This window comes from Nitrosomonas sp. (assembly GCF_020852615.1).
Classification (GTDB): Bacteria; Pseudomonadota; Gammaproteobacteria; order Burkholderiales; family Nitrosomonadaceae; genus Nitrosomonas.
Map to the genome: position 1 here is coordinate 13,594 of NZ_JADZAJ010000005.1, position 18,842 is coordinate 32,435.

The following is an 18,842-nucleotide window of genomic DNA, read 5'->3' on the forward strand; positions in this document are numbered from 1 at the left end:
TTCAGACAAGGAGGGTAAATCATGGCTACAGAAAAACGGAGTTCCCATTCCACCAGCAGCAAATCAGTCGGCAGCAAATCAACTGACAGAGGAAAGACCGGACAACCCGGCGCCGGGCACATCAGCCCCTTTGCTGAATTTTCCCGTGCTGCAGCCGGTTTGCCCGCAGAATTCCCGTCGATCCTGAACAAGGAAGGCAGTTCACCGGAAATCGGTACGGTAGTGTATATCCACGGGATCGGGAATAAACCTGTGGCATCCGTCCTGAAGTGCCAATGGGATACAGCCCTGTTTGGATCTCCCATGGGGGATCGTACCCGTATGGCATACTGGGTGGATCGCAACCGTTACCCCAGGCCGGAAGAAGGCAGCTGTGCCGATAAGGATACCCTTCCGGCAGATATGGAGGGGACGGATATACAGGCACTTGCAGAAAATAAGCTGGAATCGGAAATCAAACTGAGTGCTGCTGAACGCAAAATCATGGATGCTTTGGAAAAGCATCTGCGTGCAGAAGAAAAGCAGCCTGGCGATGTCGGTATCAAAGTATTACCCCTGCCGGAAAGTATGCGATTGTGGATCACCCGGCGGATTACCAGACTGTTTCTCAGAGATGTACAGGATTTCTTTTTTGATGAGAACAAGCGCAACCGGATGGTGCAATCACTGCGGGATCGTCTGGATGTGGGGGGCGGGCCCTTCATTGTGGTTGCCCACAGTCAGGGGTCGATGATTGCTTATCACGTACTGCGCCAGTTGCAGAAAGCTGACTGTGATGTGCGCCTGTTTATTACCATCGGATCACCGCTGGGTATTCAGGAGGTGCAGGATGTGCTCGGCAGGATTGATCCGGGTAAACCGCTGGCTGTACCGGAATGCGTGGATCGCTGGCTGAATGTGGCTGAACGTCTTGATCCGGTCGCACTTGATTCACATCTCGAAAATGATTATCAACCCAACAGTCGGGGTATAACAGTCCGGGATTACACCGGCCTGATGATCAATCCTGACTGGGAATCCAATCCGCATTCGGGTACAGGCTATCTTTCACTCGATATCGTGCGCCAGACCGTGCGCGAGGTGGCCGGGCCGACTTTCAGCAACCCGGTTGGCCGCAATATCCTGATGAAGGATCTGGTCGATAACATTGAAGACAGCCGCCGTGAACAGCGGCATCCGACGCTGATCCAGCTGGTATCGGATGACCGTGAAGCTGATTCGCTTGATGAGGTGCGCCAGCGCCTCGGAAAACTGATCGAGGATGTGCTGGTTTTCAATAATGCCAGGCCGGAGGAAGGGCGTATCCAGCTCATGCGCCGTTTTATTTCAGCGGATCTGACCCGGAGCGAAATCGAAGAATTGCGTTCACATTGCAGCGCACTGAAAATTGATCGCGTATGGCGCAATGCTGTCAAGCGCACGCTGTTGTACCAGTCGGCACATACCATCCAGGTGCATCCGGCCAATCTTGGCTATGGCGCCTGTGGAAAAAATATTGCTTGGGCGGTACTCGATACCGGCATTGCTGCCGGTCATCCGCATTTCGAGCAATATAAAAATGTGGTGGCACAATGGGATTGCACGTGTAATGGCAGTCCGAAACAGCTGAAACCAGGGGATAAAGGCTTCGACACGCTGGACGGCAATGGTCATGGTACGCATGTTGCCGCCACCATTGCCGGTACGCTGACCTTGCCGCGTGATGAGAAGGATAAATCTGAGCTCACTTTGCAGGGAATGGCGCCTGAAGCCAGACTGTATGGCTTTAAAGTCCTCAAAGACAATGGCAGCGGGGAAGATGCCTTCATCATCAAGGCGCTTGATACCATTGCGGAACTGAATGAACGTGCCGGAAAACTGGTTATCCACGGCGTGAATCTCAGTTTGGGTGGCAATTTTGATCCAAGCGTGTTCGGTTGCGGCCATACACCACTATGCCAGGAATTGCGGCGACTCTGGCGGCAAGGGGTGCTGGTGTGCCTGGCAGCCGGCAATGAAGGCTATGCACTGCTCGATTCCGCCAGCGGCGTTATCCCGGCAAACATGGATCTTTCCATCGGGGATCCGGCCAACCTTGAAGACGCCATTGCCGTGGGTTCGGTACATAAAACCAATCCGCATACCTACGGTGTTTCCTATTTTTCCTCACGCGGCCCGACTGCAGATGGACGCATGAAACCGGATCTGGTCGCGCCGGGTGAAAATATTCTTTCAGCCCGTCATCAATGGCCAAAGAAAAAACTGACTGTGCGCAATGCCTATGTGGAAATGAGTGGTACCAGCATGGCGACTCCGCACGTCTCGGGACTGCTTGCCGCTTTCCTCTCGGCACGCCGTGAATTTGTGGGTTACCCGGATCGTGTCAAGGCACTGCTGCTGCAGTATTGCACCGACCTTAACCGTGACCCGTACATTCAGGGCAAAGGTATGCCTAATCTGGTGAAAATGATCATGAACACATGATCAGATATCCGTAAAAATCTGGTGGTGTCTGACTGCCTGTAAATCAGAGAACAGATATGAACAAGTTGTGTGGAACACATGCATGGAAAGCGTTACAGGCACATTACTCCACATTCCGGAAAACACATCTGCGCGAGCTGTTTGCGCAGGATGCGGAACGTGCCGGACGGTATGTCGTGGAGGCGGCAGACTGGCGTCTGGATTATTCCAGACATCGTATTGGCGATGAAACACTGAAGTTACTGTTTGGGCTGGCACGTGAACGCAAACTGGAAGCGCAGCGTGACGCCATGTTTGCCGGCAAGGCTGTTAATACCACTGAACAGCGTGCTGCATTGCACATTGCATTACGTGCACCTGCCGATGCAGTCATCAATACGGCCGGTGTAAATGTGGTGCCGGGAGTACATGCAGTGCTCAAACGCATGGCGGAGTGTGCTGAATCGATCCGTGCGGGCAGCTGGAAAGGTTATAGCGGCCGTCCTGTCCGTAACATTGTCAACATTGGTATTGGTGGGTCCAATCTGGGTCCGGCGATGGCGTTCGAAGCATTGCGTTATTACAGTGATCGCAAACTGCAGCTGCGCTTTGTTTCCAATGTTGATGGCACGGATTTTACTGAAGCTGTATATGGGTTGCGACCGGAGGAAACACTGTTCATCGTTGCTTCCAAAACGTTTACCACTCTTGAGACCATGACTAATGCGCACACTGCCCGTAATTGGTTACAGGCAGTGGCCGGGCGTGACGAAAAGAAGATTGCGCCACATTTTGTGGCGCTTTCAACCAATGAAAAGGCTGTCAACGATTTTGGCATTCCTTCCAAACAGATGTTCGGCTTCCAGGATTGGGTGGGAGGGCGCTATTCCATGGATTCCGCCATTGGTCTGTCCACCATGATTGCCATCGGGCCGAAAGCTTTTCACGACATGCTGGCCGGTTTTCACGCCATGGATGAACATTTCCGTACCGCGCCGCTTGAACAGAATATGCCAGCTGTCATGGGGCTGCTGAACGTATGGTATGCAGATTTTTTTGAGACAGGTACGGTTGCAGTTTTACCTTATGCGCACTATCTCAAACACTTTCCTGCCTACCTGCAGCAGCTCGCCATGGAATCCAACGGTAAACATGTGACGCTGGACGGGAAGCAGACGGATTACCACACGGGCCCCATATTCTGGGGAGAGCCGGGTACCAATGGGCAGCATTCTTTTTACCAGCTGATTCATCAGGGGACTCATCTGATTCCCTGTGATTTCATTGCTTTTGCCGAAGCACTCAATCCGGTTGGACGTCATCAGGATCTACTGTTTGCCAACGTGATAGCGCAGGCGGAAGCGCTTGCCATGGGTAAAACACTGGCGGAAGTGCGGCAGGAAGGTGTGTCAGCCAGGCTGGCACCGCATAAAGTCATGGAGGGCAATCGGCCATCGAGCCTGCTGTTTGCCAGACGGCTTACCCCGGCTGCACTGGGCGCGCTGGTGGCGCTCTATGAACACAGTGTCTTTACACAAGCTGCGATCTGGAATACCAATCCGTTTGATCAATGGGGAGTAGAGCTTGGCAAGAAGCTGGCTGCACGCATTGTGGAAGAAATCGAATCACCTGATACCAGACTCGCACATGATGCTTCAACCAATGCCGCAATTGACTGGTACCGCCATGCTCGTCAGGATACCATTCCAGAGAAGTCCCAGCCGTGTCGTGTACTGGTGCTGGATGTGGGGGGAAGCAGTGTCAAGGTCAAAATAACCGGCATGAAATCAAGGATCAAAATTGCCTTCGGACCGGAGATGACCCCGGTTTTTATGCTTGAACAGCTAAAAAAACACTTATGTGATTATCGTTATGATGTAGTGAGTATTGGCTTCCCGGCACTGGTTATGCGCGGACGCATTGCCAATGAGCCTGCCAATCTCGGCAGCGGATGGGTGGGGTTTAATTTTGCCGAAGCATTTGGCTGCCCGGTCAGAGTCGTTAACGATGCAGCCATGCAGGCACTGGGCAGCTATGAAGGAGGAAAAATGCTGTTCCTTGGCCTTGGTACCGGTTTAGGCTCCGCCATGATCATAGATGGGCACATTGAGCCGATGGAGCTCGCTCACCTTCCGTACAAACGCCATACCTATGAATACTACGTTGGGAAACAGGCGCTTGAGCGTTTGGGAAAACGTAAATGGCGAGCCGAGGTATATGCTGAAATAGAGGTGCTGCGTACAGCGCTCGAACCTGACTATATCGTACTGGGCGGAGGGAATGCACGGCTTCTGAAGGAGCTGCCGGCTAATGTGCGCCGTGGTGGTAACGCCAATGCATTCACCGGTGGTTTTCGTTTGTGGGAGAGTGAAATATGAGTAATTCGGTAAATTCTGGTAACACATTGCAACTCGGTTTTGTTGGATTGGGGCGAATGGGTCTTAACATGGTGGAACGATTGCAGAAAACCGGTATAAGTTGCGTGGCATTTGACACCAGCCCCGAAGCGCGTACTGCTGCCGTCAGATCAGGAGCAGGAATCGCTGTTTCACTCAATGATCTGGTCAGTAAACTTGCTTCACCACGCGCAGTCTGGTTGATGTTGCCAACTGCGGTGGTGGATGAAGTGCTTGAAACACTGGCACCTATGCTCGATGCTGGTGATATTGTGATTGACGGAGGGAATTCGCACTATGTGGCAGACCAGCGCCGTGCCATGTCACTTGCAACCAGACAGATTCATTATGTGGATGTGGGTGTCAGTGGTGGAGTATGGGGTCGCGAGCGTGGCTATTGCCAGATGATCGGCGGACCGGATGCAGCCTGTCAGTACCTCGAACCTGTGTTCCGCGCATTGGCGCCGGGTGTACAGGCTGCACCACGTTCATCAGGTCGAAGCGGTGATCCGACACCTGCCGAACTGGGTTATCTGCATTGTGGCCAGAATGGTGCCGGACATTTCGTCAAGATGGTACATAACGGCATAGAGTATGGGTTAATGGCAGCCTATGCTGAAGGCCTGAATATCCTGCATCATGCAAATATCGGAAATATTCAGCAAGAAACGAACGCTGAAACTACACCGCTCGAACATCCCGAACGCTACCAGTACGATTTTCCGCTCGATGACATAGTGGAACTGTGGCGGCGTGGCAGTGTGATTGGGTCCTGGCTGCTGGATTTGACAGCTATCGAAATGAATGAGGACAGGAAACTCTCACATTACACCGGGCGCGTGTCTGATTCTGGTGAAGGACGCTGGACAGTGCTCGCAGCAACTGAGGAAGGCGTCCCGGCGCCAGTGCTCACCGCAGCGTTATTCGGCCGTTTCTCATCACGTGGTCACGATGAATTTGCTGACAAGGTGATGTCTGCAATGCGTCACGGATTTGGCGGGCATATCGAAAAAGCCACTTCAGATAACAGGTAAAGGGGAAAGATCATGCCCGATACGAATCTGGTGATCCTTGGTGCAACCGGGGATTTGACACAGCGCCTGCTGATGCCGGCGCTGTACCGCTTATACCGGTTGGGGTATGCCCGCGATCTTAAAATCACGGGCTATGCTGTTGAAGACTGGAGTGAGCAGTATTTCCGTGATCATATCCGGAAGGCATTACATACGTTTGTACCGGATTACAGGGCTGATGAGGGCCAGGCATTTTGTGCCGGCCTGGATTACATTACCGGTAGTCTTGAAGCCGGGCAGATGAAAGAGATCGGGCATCGTATAAAGGGATCGGCACTTTTCTATCTGGCTTTGCCTCCACCCTTATTCGGTACTGCAGCCATGGCACTCGGTGAAGCGGGCCTTGCACAGGCTTCCGAAGGCTGGCGGCGCCTGGTGGTTGAAAAGCCTTTTGGTACTGATCTCGCAAGTGCTGAAATATTGCGTAAACAGATTCACAGCCAATGGGCTGAGGAAAATATACTGCGTATTGATCATTTTCTGGGAAAGGAAACGACTCAGAATCTGATGGTGTTCCGCTTTGCCAACCGTTTTCTCGAGCCGCTCTGGAACAGCGCACATATCGCACAAGTGCAGATTAGTTGTCCGGAGACTCTGGGAGTCGAGCACCGTGCCGCTTATTATGATCGTGCAGGCGCACTGCGTGACATGCTGCAAAATCATCTGATGCAGCTGTTCTGCCTCACTGCCATGGAGCCGCCGTCAAGCTGGGATGCCGAAGTATTGCGTGATCATAAAGTCGAAGTGTTACGTGCAGCAGTACCGTTCAATGAGCATACGGTATGCAGTTGGGCCGCACGAGGTCAGTATACTGGCGGCAGAATCGGCAGCGAGGAAGTGCCCGCTTACCGTCAGGAACCCGGTATCCCGGGGGATTCAAATACCGAAACCTTTGCAGCATTGCGTTTCGAGATCAATAACTGGCGCTGGCAGGGCGTTCCATTCTATTTGCGCAGCGGCAAGCGCATGGCCAGCAATTGCTCAGAAATCGCTGTACAGTTCAGACAGGTACCAGATGCGCTGCCGGATGGTAAGATTGCACCCAGCAACTGGATGATATTCCGTTTGCAGCCGCAGGAAAGCCTGAATCTGGTGGCAACGGCCAAGAAGCCCGGCATGGAATTTGCCACGCATACCGTCGTACTCACCGCATCGTATGCGCAAGAAAATGCCAAAGAGTTTTCTGCGTATGAACAGTTGCTGATGGATGCAATCGACGGTAACTGCTCGCACTTCCTGCGTTTTGATGAAGTCGAATGGGCATGGCGCTTGCTCGATCCGGTGTTGCGTGCATGGAGCAAGGGCAGTCCGGAGGAATATGCTGCCGGCTCAGAAGGCCCTGCATCGCAGAACCACCTGCTTATACCGGGCCACGAATGGCGGCCGGTCACGGATCCGCACAAAAGAGATTTGCTGTGATTGATTTTAAGAAAAGTACATGGAAACCCGTCACTTACCCCCTGCTGTGAACTGCCGGGGCTGACTCTGAGCAAACCAGTGTGCTGGAGGGTGATTGCACAGCTTCATTGATTGCCAATCCCGTTACGGATAATCGAGATACTTCAATTGCTGATCAGCTATGATCGGCATATTCGGGATTTCACACCACGAGCCGGAAATGCGCTCACCAGAGAATCTCTCCAAACAGTCTGTGAGCGCTGCCAAAGTAGCAAGGAGTTTTCTGAAAAACGTGAATCGGTAGAGCGGTATTCAAACCGCACTGTATCAGCCCCGATTTATAAATGCTGAGCAGGCCGGTGGAAGGTACTGTCCCGATTGTGTGAGGCAGCAGTTCCAGTTGATCGCTGCAACCGGGAGATACATATTGTTTTACCTGCATGATCGATTTTTAAGAAATTCAAAAAGGAGCTGTTTATGAAAGTGCGTATATCAGGATCTATCATGGCAGGTTTGCTGTCAGCGGCTGTCAGTGTTTCCTGCACGACTGTTCCATCCGGTAAAAACCTGGCCGGGCACGGTGAGAACCATGAGATATCAGCTGCAGAGCAGCCATCACACAGACAGCCTGTGCCTGCCGATCAGCTGGTACCCGGAGCACAACCGGCTGCCAGGCTGCAGAATCTTGGTATACATACATTTCCGGTCAGCACTCAGGACAAGCAGGCACAGCTGTACATTAATCAGGGACTTAATCTTGTCTATGGCTTCAATCATGCCGAAGCCGGCCATGCATTTGAGGAAGCAGCAAAACTGGACCCCCGGCTGGCAATAGCCTATTGGGGGCAGGCACTGGCACTGGGGCCTAATATTAATGCACCAATGAATCCGGCAGATGAACCCCGCGCGCTGGAACTGATTAAACAGGCGGAATCATTCATCACATCCGCTTCACCCAGGGAACAGGCTTTAATTCGTGCACTGAAACAGCGTTACTCGGGAGCAGCTGAAAATCGTAAAGCAAACGATAAAGCCTACGCTGATGCCATGCGTGAAGTACACCACAATTTCCCGGACGATTCAGATATTGCACTGCTTTATGTGGAATCGGTCATGGATCTGCGTCCGTGGAATTACTGGATGCGGGACGGTCGCCCGTATGAGGGTACGGATGAAATCGTGGCGGCAACCGAGACGGTATTGCGCAATCACCCGACACATCCTGGCGCGCTGCACATGTATATCCATCTGATGGAGCCCACAAACATGCCGGAACGTGCTGAGCGTGCGGCCGATACCCTGATGACACTGATGCCGGACGCAGGACACATGGTGCACATGTCTTCCCATATTTTTCAGCGGGTGGGGCGTTACGCGGATGCTGTAAAGAGCAATCAGCTGGCGATTGCAGCGGATGAGCGTTATATCGATCACTCCCATACCCACGGGTTGTACCCGATGGTGTATTACCCGCACAACGTTCATTTTCTCTGGTTTTCCGCAACAGCCGGCGGTCAGCGTGCACTGGCGCTGGAAAGTGCACGAAAAGCTGCCGGTATGGTGGACGATGCGTTACTGCGTGAAATGCCGATTACGGCACTTTTTCGTGTGACACCTTACTGGGCACTCGCACGATTCGGGCAATGGCAGGAAATCCTGGCTGAACCTGCACCACCCGCATTCAATGCATTTCTTAAAGGGAGCTGGCACTACGTGCGCGGACTGGCTTTTGTGGCGACAAAGCAGCTGCCACGCGCGGAAAAAGAGCTGCAACAGTTGCGCAGGATCATGAAAAATCATGCTGCACTGAGTGGTACGCTGCTTTCAAGGAATACGACCGGCGATATTCTGCGCATTGCTCCCGAAGTGCTGGCCGGTGAAATTGCGGCTGCCCGTAAGAAATATGATTCTGCCATTGCACATCTTGAACGGGCAGTGCGGTTAGAGGATAGTCTGGCCTATACCGAGCCGGCCGAATGGCATTATCCGCCACGGCTGGCACTGGGCGCTATCCTGCTGGAAGCCGGGCGGCCGGACGAGGCGGAAACAGTGTACTGGGAAGACCTGAAACGTAATCGTGATAATGGCTGGGCACTTTTCGGTCTGCTGCAGGCGTTGCGTGCCCAAAATAAAACAGCAGATGCGGAAGTCATCAGGGCGCGTTTTGATAAAGCGTGGAAACAGGCGGATATAACACTGACAGCATCCCGTTTCGGGCAATGATTGTACCCCTCTCCCTGTATCCGGTAAAAACAGTATGCCAGGGAGGGTTTTCCCTGGCATTGCCGGAAACCTCATCTGCTCATCTGATCTGTTTGCCCTGTTTGGCTATGGTTATCACAGCCGGAGTCCTTTGTCCCGTAACCTGATTCGCAGCAATTCCTTAAGCACGCAGTTTATTCCAGGTGCTTTCTCCAACTATGCCGTTAGCCTCAAGGTTGACGGCTTTTTGAAATGTGATGACGGCAAGCTCAGTGGCTGCACCAAAATCACCATCAATTGAAAGAGAAAATCCTTTTTTAACCAGTAATTCCTGTAGCTGGATGACACCATCGCCAAAAGATCCCCGGTGCAGGACCATCGTGTTACCACCTTCATTCGCCGAGATAATAAGCCCTTCGATTCGTACCAGTTCAGTTTTGGCCTTAATGAGGTAAGTGCGGCGCTCTTCCAGGCCATTCAAACCGCCGTTGACCAGTCTGGTAGCATTTATCAGATCATCCCGGTCGGCTACTGAATTGATATTCCGCTTTTTCCAGTATTCGCATGCTATTTTCAGAGAGGTTGCCGGTTCAGCTGCCATTTCCGGGTTTTGTTCCAGCGGAAGGTCAAGAATCCGGCCAATTTCTCTGTAATTTGCGCGACCGGTGAGCTGAATCAATCCACGTCCCTTGTAGCGCCTTCCATCCCCGGGTTGAGTGTTTCCCAGATCTTGCCGGCCCTCGTAGGCGGCTCCGGAAGCCAATTCTTCCGTAGTAGTGAAACCGGCACATTCGTGTGTGACCTGCCCCATGAAATGGGCAATCCGCAACCGGGTACTGATTCCATAGCGATCAAGTGTTGCTGAAAAAATCGGGGAAATGGCACCGATGATTTTTGTCTGACTGGCTTTCTTGTTACCAGAGAATCGGGGAGCAATCGCGAGTATAAAATTACCATCAACAGGAATCATGTCTTATTCTCCTGAACAGGCCCGATGTCTGTCTGAAATTTTTTCTACCTGAAATTTGCGGGGTGGGCTGATCTGTTTTTCCAGAGCAGTACCGCGGTGAATCCGAATGCGAGAAATGCCAGTAATGACCAGTCAGGAATCGTCAGGGACAGTAATTTCCAGGTGCCATCAGTACAATCCCCATTGGCTTCAAACATGGCCGGCCACCATTGAGCAAGGGGCAATCCGTTCAGGAAAGCTTCCTCCGGGCTGATGCCGCATTCGAATGATTCAGGAAAGCGTATCAGCCAGGCCTGTCGTCCGGCAACTATGGCGCCAGTCAGTGAAAACAGGATAATCAGTACGCAGTAGATACGCCGCCCCAATAGTTGCGGGTTGTGTATAAAGGCGAGTAACGCTGTGATGCCGACCAGCCAGTAGGCAATGCGCTGAAAGATACATAACGGGCAAGGCAGCAGCCCTTCGATGATTTGCAGATACAGTGCGCTGCTTACCAGCCCGGTGCAAACAAGGAAAATCAGCAGGAAGATTATTCGCATAGTTCAATTACTCACAGGTTGATCTTTTTTGCGCATACTGCCCGCAACCAGTTTGTATTCAAGCAGACGACACTCCAGTGCACCGTTGAACAGCGGAATGCGGCGAGAAGGTGTGAGCCGGACAGATTTTGCGAGCTGAGTGTCTGCTGTCAGCAGGAATGCCCGCCAGCCGCTAAACCGTTGTTTCAGTATGTCACCCAGTTGCGGGTAGAGCCCGGCCAGCATCTGCTGATCGCCAATACGCACACCATATGGCGGATTACTGACCAGTATACCGGTTTGGGCGGGCGCGGAGATATCCAGTACATTGGCCTGTTTGAGGGAAACACATTCAGCCAGTCCCGCTGCGGCAAGGTTATGGCGGGCATTGGCCAGCGCATTTCCATAGAGATCACTGCCGTAAACAGATTGAAATGTACGTTCAAGCTGCCTGTCTGTTGCAGTTTGTCTGATTTTTTTCCATGTGCCGGCATCAAACAGTTTCAGTTCTTCAAAGGCAAACCGGCGTCCGGAGCCGGGGGCAATTTGGCAGGCAATTTGTGCGGCTTCCAGCAGTATAGTGCCACTGCCGCACATCGGATCGAGCAGTGGAGTACCGGGCTGCCAGCCGGCCAGCGCGAGGATGCCTGCTGCCAGATTTTCACGCAACGGTGCTTCACCCCGGGTATGACGCAGGCCGCGTTTGAACAGGGCTTCACCCGAAGTATCCAGATAAAGTGTGAACTCCCGGGCATCCAGGAAACCATGAATGCGCATGTCCGGTGTGGCAGTATCAATATCAGGCCGTCTGCCGCAGGCTGCCCTGAATTTATCGCATATTGCATCCTTGATCCGGAGCGTTACAAAATCAAGGCTGCGCAGCGGGCATTTAATTGCAGCCAGGTTAACTTTTACGGTTAGCCGGGGGTCAAACCAGTCCTGCCAGGGCAGGGCACGGGTGAGGTCATAAATATCCACCTCATTCCGGTAAGGATGGCTGGCAACTCGCCATAAAATACGGCTGGCAATGCGGCTTTCAAGATTGGCACGATAGCAGGTTTGCCAGTCTCCCTGAAATGCCACACCACCGGGGGAAGGCCGGATAGCGGTCGCGCCGTCCAGGTGCTCAAGTTCTGCTGCCAGAACGGCTTCCAGTCCACGCGGACACGGTGCAAAAAAATGTTCGGTCATTTCGCGGCCTGAAAGCCGGCCAGATAGGTTGTCAGTAACAGATACGCTGTCAGTAATTTATGCTTATGCAGATTTATGTTTCAAGGCAGCATAGGCAAACAGCAGCCAGCCAGCCATGTAGGATGACCCTCCCAGTGGTGCTACCATCCCCATCCCGCGCCATCCTGTCAAACTGACAACATATAACGTGCCGGAGAACAGTACGATACCGGTCATCATCAGGATTCCCGCAAACTTTAACGTACGCGCTTGCGGAAACCGGTCTATCGCCAGCCCGACCAGTATCAATCCGAAGGCATGATAAAAATGATACTGCACGCCAATCTGGAAGCTGGTGAGCATATCGGCTGTCAGCGTGGCTTTCAGCCAGTGGGCTCCCAGGGCGCCCAGTACAACACACACGAATGCGTTGACAGCACCCAGTGCGATAAAAATTCTGGACATGATTGAGTTAACTCCCGGTTAAAGTGAAGGATGAAATAAACGAAGCCAATAAGGTTTTTTTGGATTTATTTGCCCGTTTCGGTGATATCCGCCCTGGCCCATCCACTGGCCAGCACCAGTCGCACATTGTCACCCGTCCTGACCTGCCGGCTGTCTTGCAAAATATCACCCCGGGCAGTATAGGCGATACTGTAACCACGTGCCAGTACCGCTTTGGGATCAAGATGCATCAGGTGCTGTTGTTGCTGACGCAGCCTGAATTGCCAGTTTTCCAGCTGGTTGGCCATTGTCCGCTGCAGTCGTGCCGCCAGTTCCCGATGGTGTCTGATGTGTGCCTGAATGTCCGGCCGGGCCGATTGCATACGTTGCCGGATCGTATTAATGCGCCACTGATGTATTTCCAGCTGCCGGCCCCAGGCATTCTGCAGGCGATTACCTGACTGCATTAAATATTCCAGCTGATGGCGGATACGTTCACCGGGGTGAACCAGGCGGTGGGCAAGCAGATCCACTGTTTGCATACGGCGTTCCATATTGCGTTCCGTTGTCTGCTGCAGGCGATGCTGCCAGTACTGCAGGCGATGCCGGATTTCCTGTCTGTCGGGTGATACCAGTTGTGCGGCACCTGTTGGCGTTGGAGCACGCACATCAGCTGCAAAATCGGCAATAGTAAAGTCGGTTTCGTGACCAATGCCGGTTACGACAGGAATCGGGCAGGCAGCGATTGCCCGCGCCACGATTTCTTCATTGAATGCCCATAAATCTTCTATCGAGCCACCTCCCCGGCACATGATCAGCACATCACACTCGGCCCGGGATACAGCAGTGCGCAGTGCGGTGGCAATGGAGGCAGCTGCGCCTTCTCCCTGTACCGGCGCAGGGTAAATAATGACAGGGATCGAAGGGGAGCGCCGTTGCAAGGTTGTAAGTACGTCCTGCAATGCTGCGGTGTTAGGGGAGGTGATAATTCCAATCTGCTGCGGAAACCGGGGTAATGGCTGTTTGTATTCCGGGTTGAATAACCCTTCTTGCCGGAGTCTGGCTTTGAGGCGTTCAAATGCCTCAAACAGCACCCCTAATCCGGCACGACGGAGCAGTTCGACTGTAAGCTGAAATTCACCTCGTGCTTCGTACAGCGTCACCAGTACCTGAGCTTCAACCTGCATGCCATCCTGTGGCAGCCAGTCCAGATAAAGATTTTTATGGCGGAACATAACACATCGCACTTGTGCGTTGTCATCCTTGAGTGAGAAATACCAGTGCCCGGATGGATAACGTTTCAGATTGGAAATTTCGCCACTTACCCAGAGCAGCGGAAAGTTCTGTTCAAGTATTACACGAGCATTACGGTTTAATTCACTGACGCACCAGAGGATTTTAGGGGGTGAGGGAAAAAGGTCGTGACCGGTCATGTTATTTTATAATCATCCACAATGACATTTGATTAATTTGGCAAGTCCTGAAAAGCTTGCGTGGTAACAATAACTTAAAATAACCCATTGTTTTTAATAAAATTATTTGGCCTTAAAATTAAGCAGTTTAAAGAACTTCATGCTGGCAATACTACTTATCCGGCTTATTCAGGATTTATTCACAAAGTTATCCACAGGAATTGTGTATAACTTATTCCGACAAAAACGCCGGTTGAGCAAAGTGTGCCAGTACTGCAAAATAGTGCGCTTGGATTCATTACAACTAAGGGGATCAATTCGTGTTTTCAATCATTCAGGCAGCAGGGTGGCCAATATGGCCGATCATACTGGCTTCCGTCCTGGCAGTGGGTATTATCGGCGAGCGTTTATGGAGTCTGCGTCTGTCAAAAGTCGCTCCGCGGGATTTATTGCCAAGAGTATTGCAGGAATATCGCCGTTCAGGTGTACATACAGATACGCTGAATCGCCTGCAGGAGCATTCTCCGCTCGGGCAGGTTCTCGTGGCAGGACTGCGGAATATCGACAGCCCGCGTGAAGTCATGAAGGAATCCATTGAAGAGGCCGGGCGTGTGGCTGCTCACGAACTGGAGCGCTACCTTACCACTTTAGGGACAATTGCTTCGCTCAGTCCGCTGATGGGATTGTTTGGTACGCTGATCGGCATGATTGATATTTTCGGATCCGGTACACCGACAGGCGGTAACCCGATACAGCTTGCGCATGGAATCTCAGTTGCTTTGTATAACTCGGCCTTTGGTATTCTGGTAGCAATCCCCAGCATCATTTTTTACCGCCATTTTCGCGCCAGAGTTGATGAACTGGTGCTGGAAATGGAGCTGCAGGCACTCAAACTGGTGGAAGTGGTGCATGGAGAACGGCGCACCTGACCATATCGGCGCTGATGTTCAGAAATGTCGGGTAAATGTCGTTACAGAGACCTGTCCGGCAGACCTCCGCAACCCCTGACAGTGATAAGGAAAACCTGGCTCAGCTGACCTGATTGATGAAATCAGCTGCTGATTGAAGATTGAAATGAGGTACCGGACTTGCCGGCAGCTTTGTCCGGGAAATACCTTGAAATTTAACAGAAAAAAGAACAGCCGCAGCATAACCGGTGATCAGATTCAACCTATGCCCATTTCCCGATCCAGCTATTTACGGAATCTTGTCTGCTGTCTGGCGCTGATTTGTTCAGCCTGCAGCTCGATTCCCGCACAGAAAGATCAGGCAGATACCCATGATCCTTATGAGCCGATCAACCGTAAATCCTATCGGCTGACTGATGAAATCGATCGCAGATTTCTTGAACCGGTTGCTGATGCATATATCGAGCATGTCCCCAAAGCGATACAGCGCCCGATCAGTAATTTTTACCGGAATCTCTCCTATCCGGGGGTGGTTTTAAACAGCTTCCTGCAGGGGAAAGTGCAGCAGGGATTGTCTGACACGATGCGTTTTATAATCAATACCACAATCGGTGTGGGAGGGCTTTCTGATATGGCCGGGCATATGGGGTTCCCGGAACATAACGAGGATTTTGGCCAGACACTGGCAACGTGGGGGGTGGAGAGCGGCTCTTACCTGTTTATTCCTCTTTACGGGCCAAGTACAGACCGGGATGCTGCCGATATTCCATTCAGCTATTTTTCGGATGGGCTTTTTTATCTGGCTTATGCGCTGGGCGGGCCTGCAATTATTCCTCTTGCGATTCTGCGCATTATTGATAAAAGAGCCAGCCTTGCGGAGGTAATGAAAATTCGTGATGAATCTGCACTGGACCCTTATCTGTTTGTGCGTGAGGGTTATATGCAGCAACGCGAATATCAGATCCATGATGGTAATCTGCCGGCTGATAATTACGACGATGACCCACTGGATGATGAGGCAGATCTGTCAGTAAACGAACCGGTGAGTCAGTCAGCAGACCGGGAAGAAAAAATCATTTCTCCTTGAATAGATGCTGTCAGAAAAAAATTCCACCCAGATCCATATTGATCTGGGTGATGAGCTTACCGACACAGCGGCTTTGCTTCATATCCCGTCTAAAGATGTCAAAATATGGGGGCCACGCCTTCGTTTCTCGGCACGGACTGATGAAATCGAAGATTTCTATTCGGAAATCATGCCGTATTTGCGCCCGTTCATTCTTTACGGATCCGGTGATTTTCATCATTTGAGTGCGCTCTGGATAAGACGGATTCAGGAACCTTTTGTATTGCTTTCATTTGATAATCACCCGGATTGGGATACAAAACCTCCAAAATGGTGTTGTGGCGGCTGGATTAACAGAGCACTTGAGTCCGGCTGGCTGGAATCAGCCCAAGTGTGGGGATGCGGCAATTTTGAGCTTAACTGGCCGCATAACCTGTTTTCACCCGGGCGGGCGTTGCAATCAGGTAGGTTACAGATCTTTTCATGGCGGGAACGTTACCCGAATCTGTCTGTTTGTCAGGATGGGCGTATTTCCCGTGAAACCTGGCGATCCATTTTTCTGCAACAGCTGTCCCGCTGGCACGGGCAATCAATCTACGTCACGATTGATCTGGATTGTCTGGATGCCAGGGAGTTTTTCAGTAACTGGGAACACGGTCTGTTCACGGTAGATGATCTTTGCTGGGCTGTTACACAAATTCGCCGGTACGCCAGACTGATTGGGGGGGACATTTGCGGTGCTTATTCGGACCCGGAATTCTCCCGCATAACCCAGCGTCTGGTTTCAACGCTGGATCACCCAAAAATCACTATACCTTCAGTGCCTGCGGCAATGCAGAATAATTACAGGGCGATCTGCCGGTTGTGGCCATTACTCGCTGGCACCGACGAGCATGAGCCCGGTAATGATCAGCAGGATGCCGTACCATAAGCGGGCTGTCATCTTCTCCTTGAGCACAAGGCTGGCACCAAAGGCCATAAATAGCGGGCTTAAGGCATCAAACGGATAAAGATAGCTCAGTTCCACCTGGGACAGTAATTCCAGCCATAGAAAAAACCAGCCTGTCATCAGGCTGATGCCATAAATGTAAGGAGCAGATCGCTTCCAGAGAGAAGCCTCTGCCATTTCTTCTTTTTTATTCAGGGCATGTTTAAGAAAAAGCTGCCCGCCAACCATGAATATTTGTGAGAAGACAATCAGTATCAGAAACCAGCTGGTCATGCGCGTTCTTCCATGCGGCAGTAGGTTTCTGCGATCAGCCATACTCCCGTTAGCACCAGACATATTCCGGCAATCCGCATGGGGCTGATGAATTCATCCAGGAAAAAATAGCTGGCTGCCGGAACAAACAGGTGTTCGATATTTACCAGGTTGAAAGCAATATTAAGAGGCAAAATCTGGAGCACCTTTATCCAGAATCCCAGACTGACGATATAGCAAAATATGCCCAGCCAGATCCATTGCGAGAGCAGCAGCGGGTTATGTATCAGACTCAGCAGATCATCAGGACCAGCCATATCATTGGCACCTTTTTTCAGAAATACTTCCGATGCGGTAACAAACAGGGAGCAAAAGAGAATTCCCCAGTAAGGCAGGCTGTTTCCGGTTTTAGGTGCAGATTGATTCGGAGTCATCGTAAATCTTTGTAATTCTGGAATTTGGGCAGAAGCGGATCATACTGAGTGGGTTCCAGTGCAGGCATCAGATACCTGCAGAGGAAATTGATAGCCGGGTTGACATGCCGTATGTACAGATCAAGCGGTGCCAGATCCATCTTCAGGTGCAGCTTGGAAGAGTAATTCAGAGGGCTGGTGTAGTACTGTTCCAGATTATGCCTGATCGCCCAGGAAATGATATCCCGGAATGAAACAAAGTAGAGATGTGCAGCCAGTGCTATCTGGTAATCCAACCCGATATAGCAGTCACGCAGCACCTTTTTCTCCAGTACACACAGGTTAAATGCCACGATTTTTCCGCTGGTATCTCGCCAGATAAAGAAACGGCCACTTCCCCCCAGCGCTTTTCCCAGTCCGGCAAAATAATCTTTTGTCAGAATTTCAAATTTGAACTTTGAGCGTGCCAGTACCTGGCAATACAGAGGATAAATTTCATCCAGTACGGGAGTGAAGTCTTCAATCACTTCCATTGAGAATTGCCCGAAACGGTCTGCTTCCCTGAATTTACGGTAAAGATCCTTGCGTGTATTGCGACTCAGTGCCTGTTTCAGGTAGTCCTCAAAATCCTGGTAGATGAGGTCAATTTTACAGGCCGGGAAACTGGGTATCCGTATGTAACTGGCTGAAAGCAGAGGGCTGAGTATGTCACGGTAGCTTGCCGGAAAATCCTTGAAAACAATCAGTGATACTTTCAGCTCACGGGCAATTCTGTGCAGATGTTCTCGCAGCAGCTGTGAAATCTCATGGCCATCAGGCCCGTTGCCGGCCAGCGCGCCTTCACCTGTCGGGCATCCAACCATTAGCATCCTGATTTCAGACAGTCTGCGCGGTGCCCATTTTGTCAACAATTGCCTGAATACGGGAGCAAGCCCTTCAAAAATATTCTGATTTACCAGAAACAGAAGTTGCACATAGGATTTACCATGACTGGTTTTTAAGATCAGATAGCGATGCTCAAACTGATTGCCGAGCGATTTCTGTGCCAGCTGGTAAAATGGACGCTGGTAGTGTTTGTTAACCGAATTTTCTTCGATTGCATGTTCATGTGAATCCGGAATATCCGAGACAAATAAAACGGCAGGTTGATGTGCATTCATTGTGTTATAACAACAAATCAGGTACAGCAAATTCCGGTTGGCCAGTCTAATGCAAACAGCATAATTTAA

The 18,842-nt window shown here is 51.4% G+C and carries 16 protein-coding genes; 8 read left to right on the forward strand and 8 right to left on the reverse strand.

What is annotated here, in order from left to right:
- Window positions 1-21: 21 nt before the first annotated feature.
- The 5 genes from IT527_RS00230 to IT527_RS00250 all read left to right on the forward strand — a co-directional run bounded on the left by IT527_RS00230 (window position 22) and on the right by IT527_RS00250 (window position 9,532).
- The gene (locus IT527_RS00230) at window positions 22-2,463 is read left to right on the forward strand and encodes a S8 family peptidase (RefSeq protein ID WP_292964923.1); all 2,442 of its coding nucleotides are present in this window, start codon (window positions 22-24) and stop codon (window positions 2,461-2,463) included.
- Between the two features lie 56 nt (window positions 2,464-2,519).
- The gene (pgi, locus tag IT527_RS00235; RefSeq protein ID WP_292964926.1) at window positions 2,520-4,820 is read left to right on the forward strand and encodes a glucose-6-phosphate isomerase; all 2,301 of its coding nucleotides are present in this window, start codon (window positions 2,520-2,522) and stop codon (window positions 4,818-4,820) included.
- Window positions 4,817-5,872, forward strand: a complete 1,056-nt coding sequence (gnd, locus tag IT527_RS00240) for a phosphogluconate dehydrogenase (NAD(+)-dependent, decarboxylating) (RefSeq protein WP_292964929.1) — start codon at window positions 4,817-4,819, stop codon at window positions 5,870-5,872. The genes pgi and gnd overlap by 4 nt, the downstream gene beginning before the upstream one ends.
- Window positions 5,873-5,884: 12 nt before the next feature.
- Entirely contained in the window at window positions 5,885-7,330 is a 1,446-nt protein-coding gene (gene zwf / locus IT527_RS00245; protein WP_292964932.1) for a glucose-6-phosphate dehydrogenase, read from the forward strand.
- 456 nt (window positions 7,331-7,786) lie between these two features.
- Window positions 7,787-9,532 (forward strand): hypothetical protein, encoded by a 1,746-nt coding sequence (locus IT527_RS00250; RefSeq protein WP_292964935.1) that lies wholly within the window; start codon window positions 7,787-7,789, stop codon window positions 9,530-9,532.
- A gap of 160 nt (window positions 9,533-9,692) precedes the next feature.
- Here the strand turns inward: IT527_RS00250 and IT527_RS00255 are convergent, their stop codons facing one another.
- The 5 genes from IT527_RS00255 to xseA form a co-directional block, all read right to left on the reverse strand.
- Complete coding sequence (locus tag IT527_RS00255) at window positions 9,693-10,481, reverse strand: peptidoglycan-binding protein (protein ID WP_292964938.1); 789 nt, start codon at window positions 10,479-10,481, stop codon at window positions 9,693-9,695.
- Window positions 10,482-10,525: 44 nt separating this feature from the next.
- Complete coding sequence (locus IT527_RS00260; RefSeq protein WP_292964941.1) at window positions 10,526-11,020, reverse strand: disulfide bond formation protein B; 495 nt, start codon at window positions 11,018-11,020, stop codon at window positions 10,526-10,528.
- Between the two features lie 3 nt (window positions 11,021-11,023).
- On the reverse strand, window positions 11,024-12,190 hold the full coding sequence (locus tag IT527_RS00265) for a THUMP domain-containing protein (RefSeq protein WP_292964944.1): 1,167 nt from the start codon (window positions 12,188-12,190) through the stop codon (window positions 11,024-11,026).
- A 63-nt stretch (window positions 12,191-12,253) separates the two neighbouring features.
- Window positions 12,254-12,634, reverse strand: coding sequence for a DUF423 domain-containing protein (locus IT527_RS00270; RefSeq protein ID WP_292964946.1), 381 nt, complete (start codon window positions 12,632-12,634; stop codon window positions 12,254-12,256).
- A gap of 65 nt (window positions 12,635-12,699) precedes the next feature.
- The gene (xseA, locus tag IT527_RS00275; RefSeq protein ID WP_292964949.1) at window positions 12,700-14,046 is read right to left on the reverse strand and encodes an exodeoxyribonuclease VII large subunit; all 1,347 of its coding nucleotides are present in this window, start codon (window positions 14,044-14,046) and stop codon (window positions 12,700-12,702) included.
- Between the two features lie 299 nt (window positions 14,047-14,345).
- On the opposite strand from xseA, the gene IT527_RS00280 reads away from it, so the two are divergent.
- The 3 genes from IT527_RS00280 (at window position 14,346) to IT527_RS00290 (ending at window position 16,930) form a co-directional block, all read left to right on the forward strand.
- Entirely contained in the window at window positions 14,346-14,954 is a 609-nt protein-coding gene (locus tag IT527_RS00280; RefSeq protein ID WP_292964951.1) for a MotA/TolQ/ExbB proton channel family protein, read from the forward strand.
- A gap of 244 nt (window positions 14,955-15,198) precedes the next feature.
- Window positions 15,199-16,020, forward strand: a complete 822-nt coding sequence (locus tag IT527_RS00285; RefSeq protein ID WP_292964954.1) for a VacJ family lipoprotein — start codon at window positions 15,199-15,201, stop codon at window positions 16,018-16,020.
- Between the two features lie 4 nt (window positions 16,021-16,024).
- Window positions 16,025-16,930, forward strand: coding sequence for a hypothetical protein (locus IT527_RS00290; RefSeq protein WP_292964957.1), 906 nt, complete (start codon window positions 16,025-16,027; stop codon window positions 16,928-16,930).
- Here the strand turns inward: IT527_RS00290 and IT527_RS00295 are convergent.
- From IT527_RS00295 to IT527_RS00305, 3 genes are read right to left on the reverse strand one after another with little or no spacing between them, the layout of a single operon-like run.
- The gene (locus IT527_RS00295) at window positions 16,871-17,221 is read right to left on the reverse strand and encodes an EamA family transporter (protein ID WP_292964960.1); all 351 of its coding nucleotides are present in this window, start codon (window positions 17,219-17,221) and stop codon (window positions 16,871-16,873) included. The genes IT527_RS00290 and IT527_RS00295 overlap by 60 nt on opposite strands.
- Entirely contained in the window at window positions 17,218-17,634 is a 417-nt protein-coding gene (locus IT527_RS00300) for an EamA family transporter (protein WP_292964963.1), read from the reverse strand. The genes IT527_RS00295 and IT527_RS00300 overlap by 4 nt, the downstream gene beginning before the upstream one ends.
- Window positions 17,631-18,773 carry a GNAT family N-acetyltransferase gene (locus IT527_RS00305; protein ID WP_292964966.1) on the reverse strand — a complete coding sequence of 381 codons (1,143 nt, stop codon included), beginning with the start codon at window positions 18,771-18,773 and terminating at the stop codon, window positions 17,631-17,633. The genes IT527_RS00300 and IT527_RS00305 overlap by 4 nt, the downstream gene beginning before the upstream one ends.
- Window positions 18,774-18,842: the final 69 nt, after the last annotated feature.

Coding starts and splice junctions, on each gene's coding strand:
- IT527_RS00230 (WP_292964923.1), top strand. CDS start 22: ATGGCTACAGAAAAACGGAGTTCCCATTCCACCAGCAGCAAATCAGTC.
- pgi (WP_292964926.1), top strand. CDS start 2,520: ATGAACAAGTTGTGTGGAACACATGCATGGAAAGCGTTACAGGCACAT.
- gnd (WP_292964929.1), top strand. CDS start 4,817: ATGAGTAATTCGGTAAATTCTGGTAACACATTGCAACTCGGTTTTGTT.
- zwf (WP_292964932.1), top strand. CDS start 5,885: ATGCCCGATACGAATCTGGTGATCCTTGGTGCAACCGGGGATTTGACA.
- IT527_RS00250 (WP_292964935.1), top strand. CDS start 7,787: ATGAAAGTGCGTATATCAGGATCTATCATGGCAGGTTTGCTGTCAGCG.
- IT527_RS00255 (WP_292964938.1), bottom strand. CDS start 10,481: ATGATTCCTGTTGATGGTAATTTTATACTCGCGATTGCTCCCCGATTC.
- IT527_RS00260 (WP_292964941.1), bottom strand. CDS start 11,020: ATGCGAATAATCTTCCTGCTGATTTTCCTTGTTTGCACCGGGCTGGTA.
- IT527_RS00265 (WP_292964944.1), bottom strand. CDS start 12,190: ATGACCGAACATTTTTTTGCACCGTGTCCGCGTGGACTGGAAGCCGTT.
- IT527_RS00270 (WP_292964946.1), bottom strand. CDS start 12,634: ATGTCCAGAATTTTTATCGCACTGGGTGCTGTCAACGCATTCGTGTGT.
- xseA (WP_292964949.1), bottom strand. CDS start 14,046: ATGACCGGTCACGACCTTTTTCCCTCACCCCCTAAAATCCTCTGGTGC.
- IT527_RS00285 (WP_292964954.1), top strand. CDS start 15,199: ATGCCCATTTCCCGATCCAGCTATTTACGGAATCTTGTCTGCTGTCTG.
- IT527_RS00290 (WP_292964957.1), top strand. CDS start 16,025: ATGCTGTCAGAAAAAAATTCCACCCAGATCCATATTGATCTGGGTGAT.
- IT527_RS00295 (WP_292964960.1), bottom strand. CDS start 17,221: ATGACCAGCTGGTTTCTGATACTGATTGTCTTCTCACAAATATTCATG.
- IT527_RS00300 (WP_292964963.1), bottom strand. CDS start 17,634: ATGACTCCGAATCAATCTGCACCTAAAACCGGAAACAGCCTGCCTTAC.
- IT527_RS00305 (WP_292964966.1), bottom strand. CDS start 18,773: ATGAATGCACATCAACCTGCCGTTTTATTTGTCTCGGATATTCCGGAT.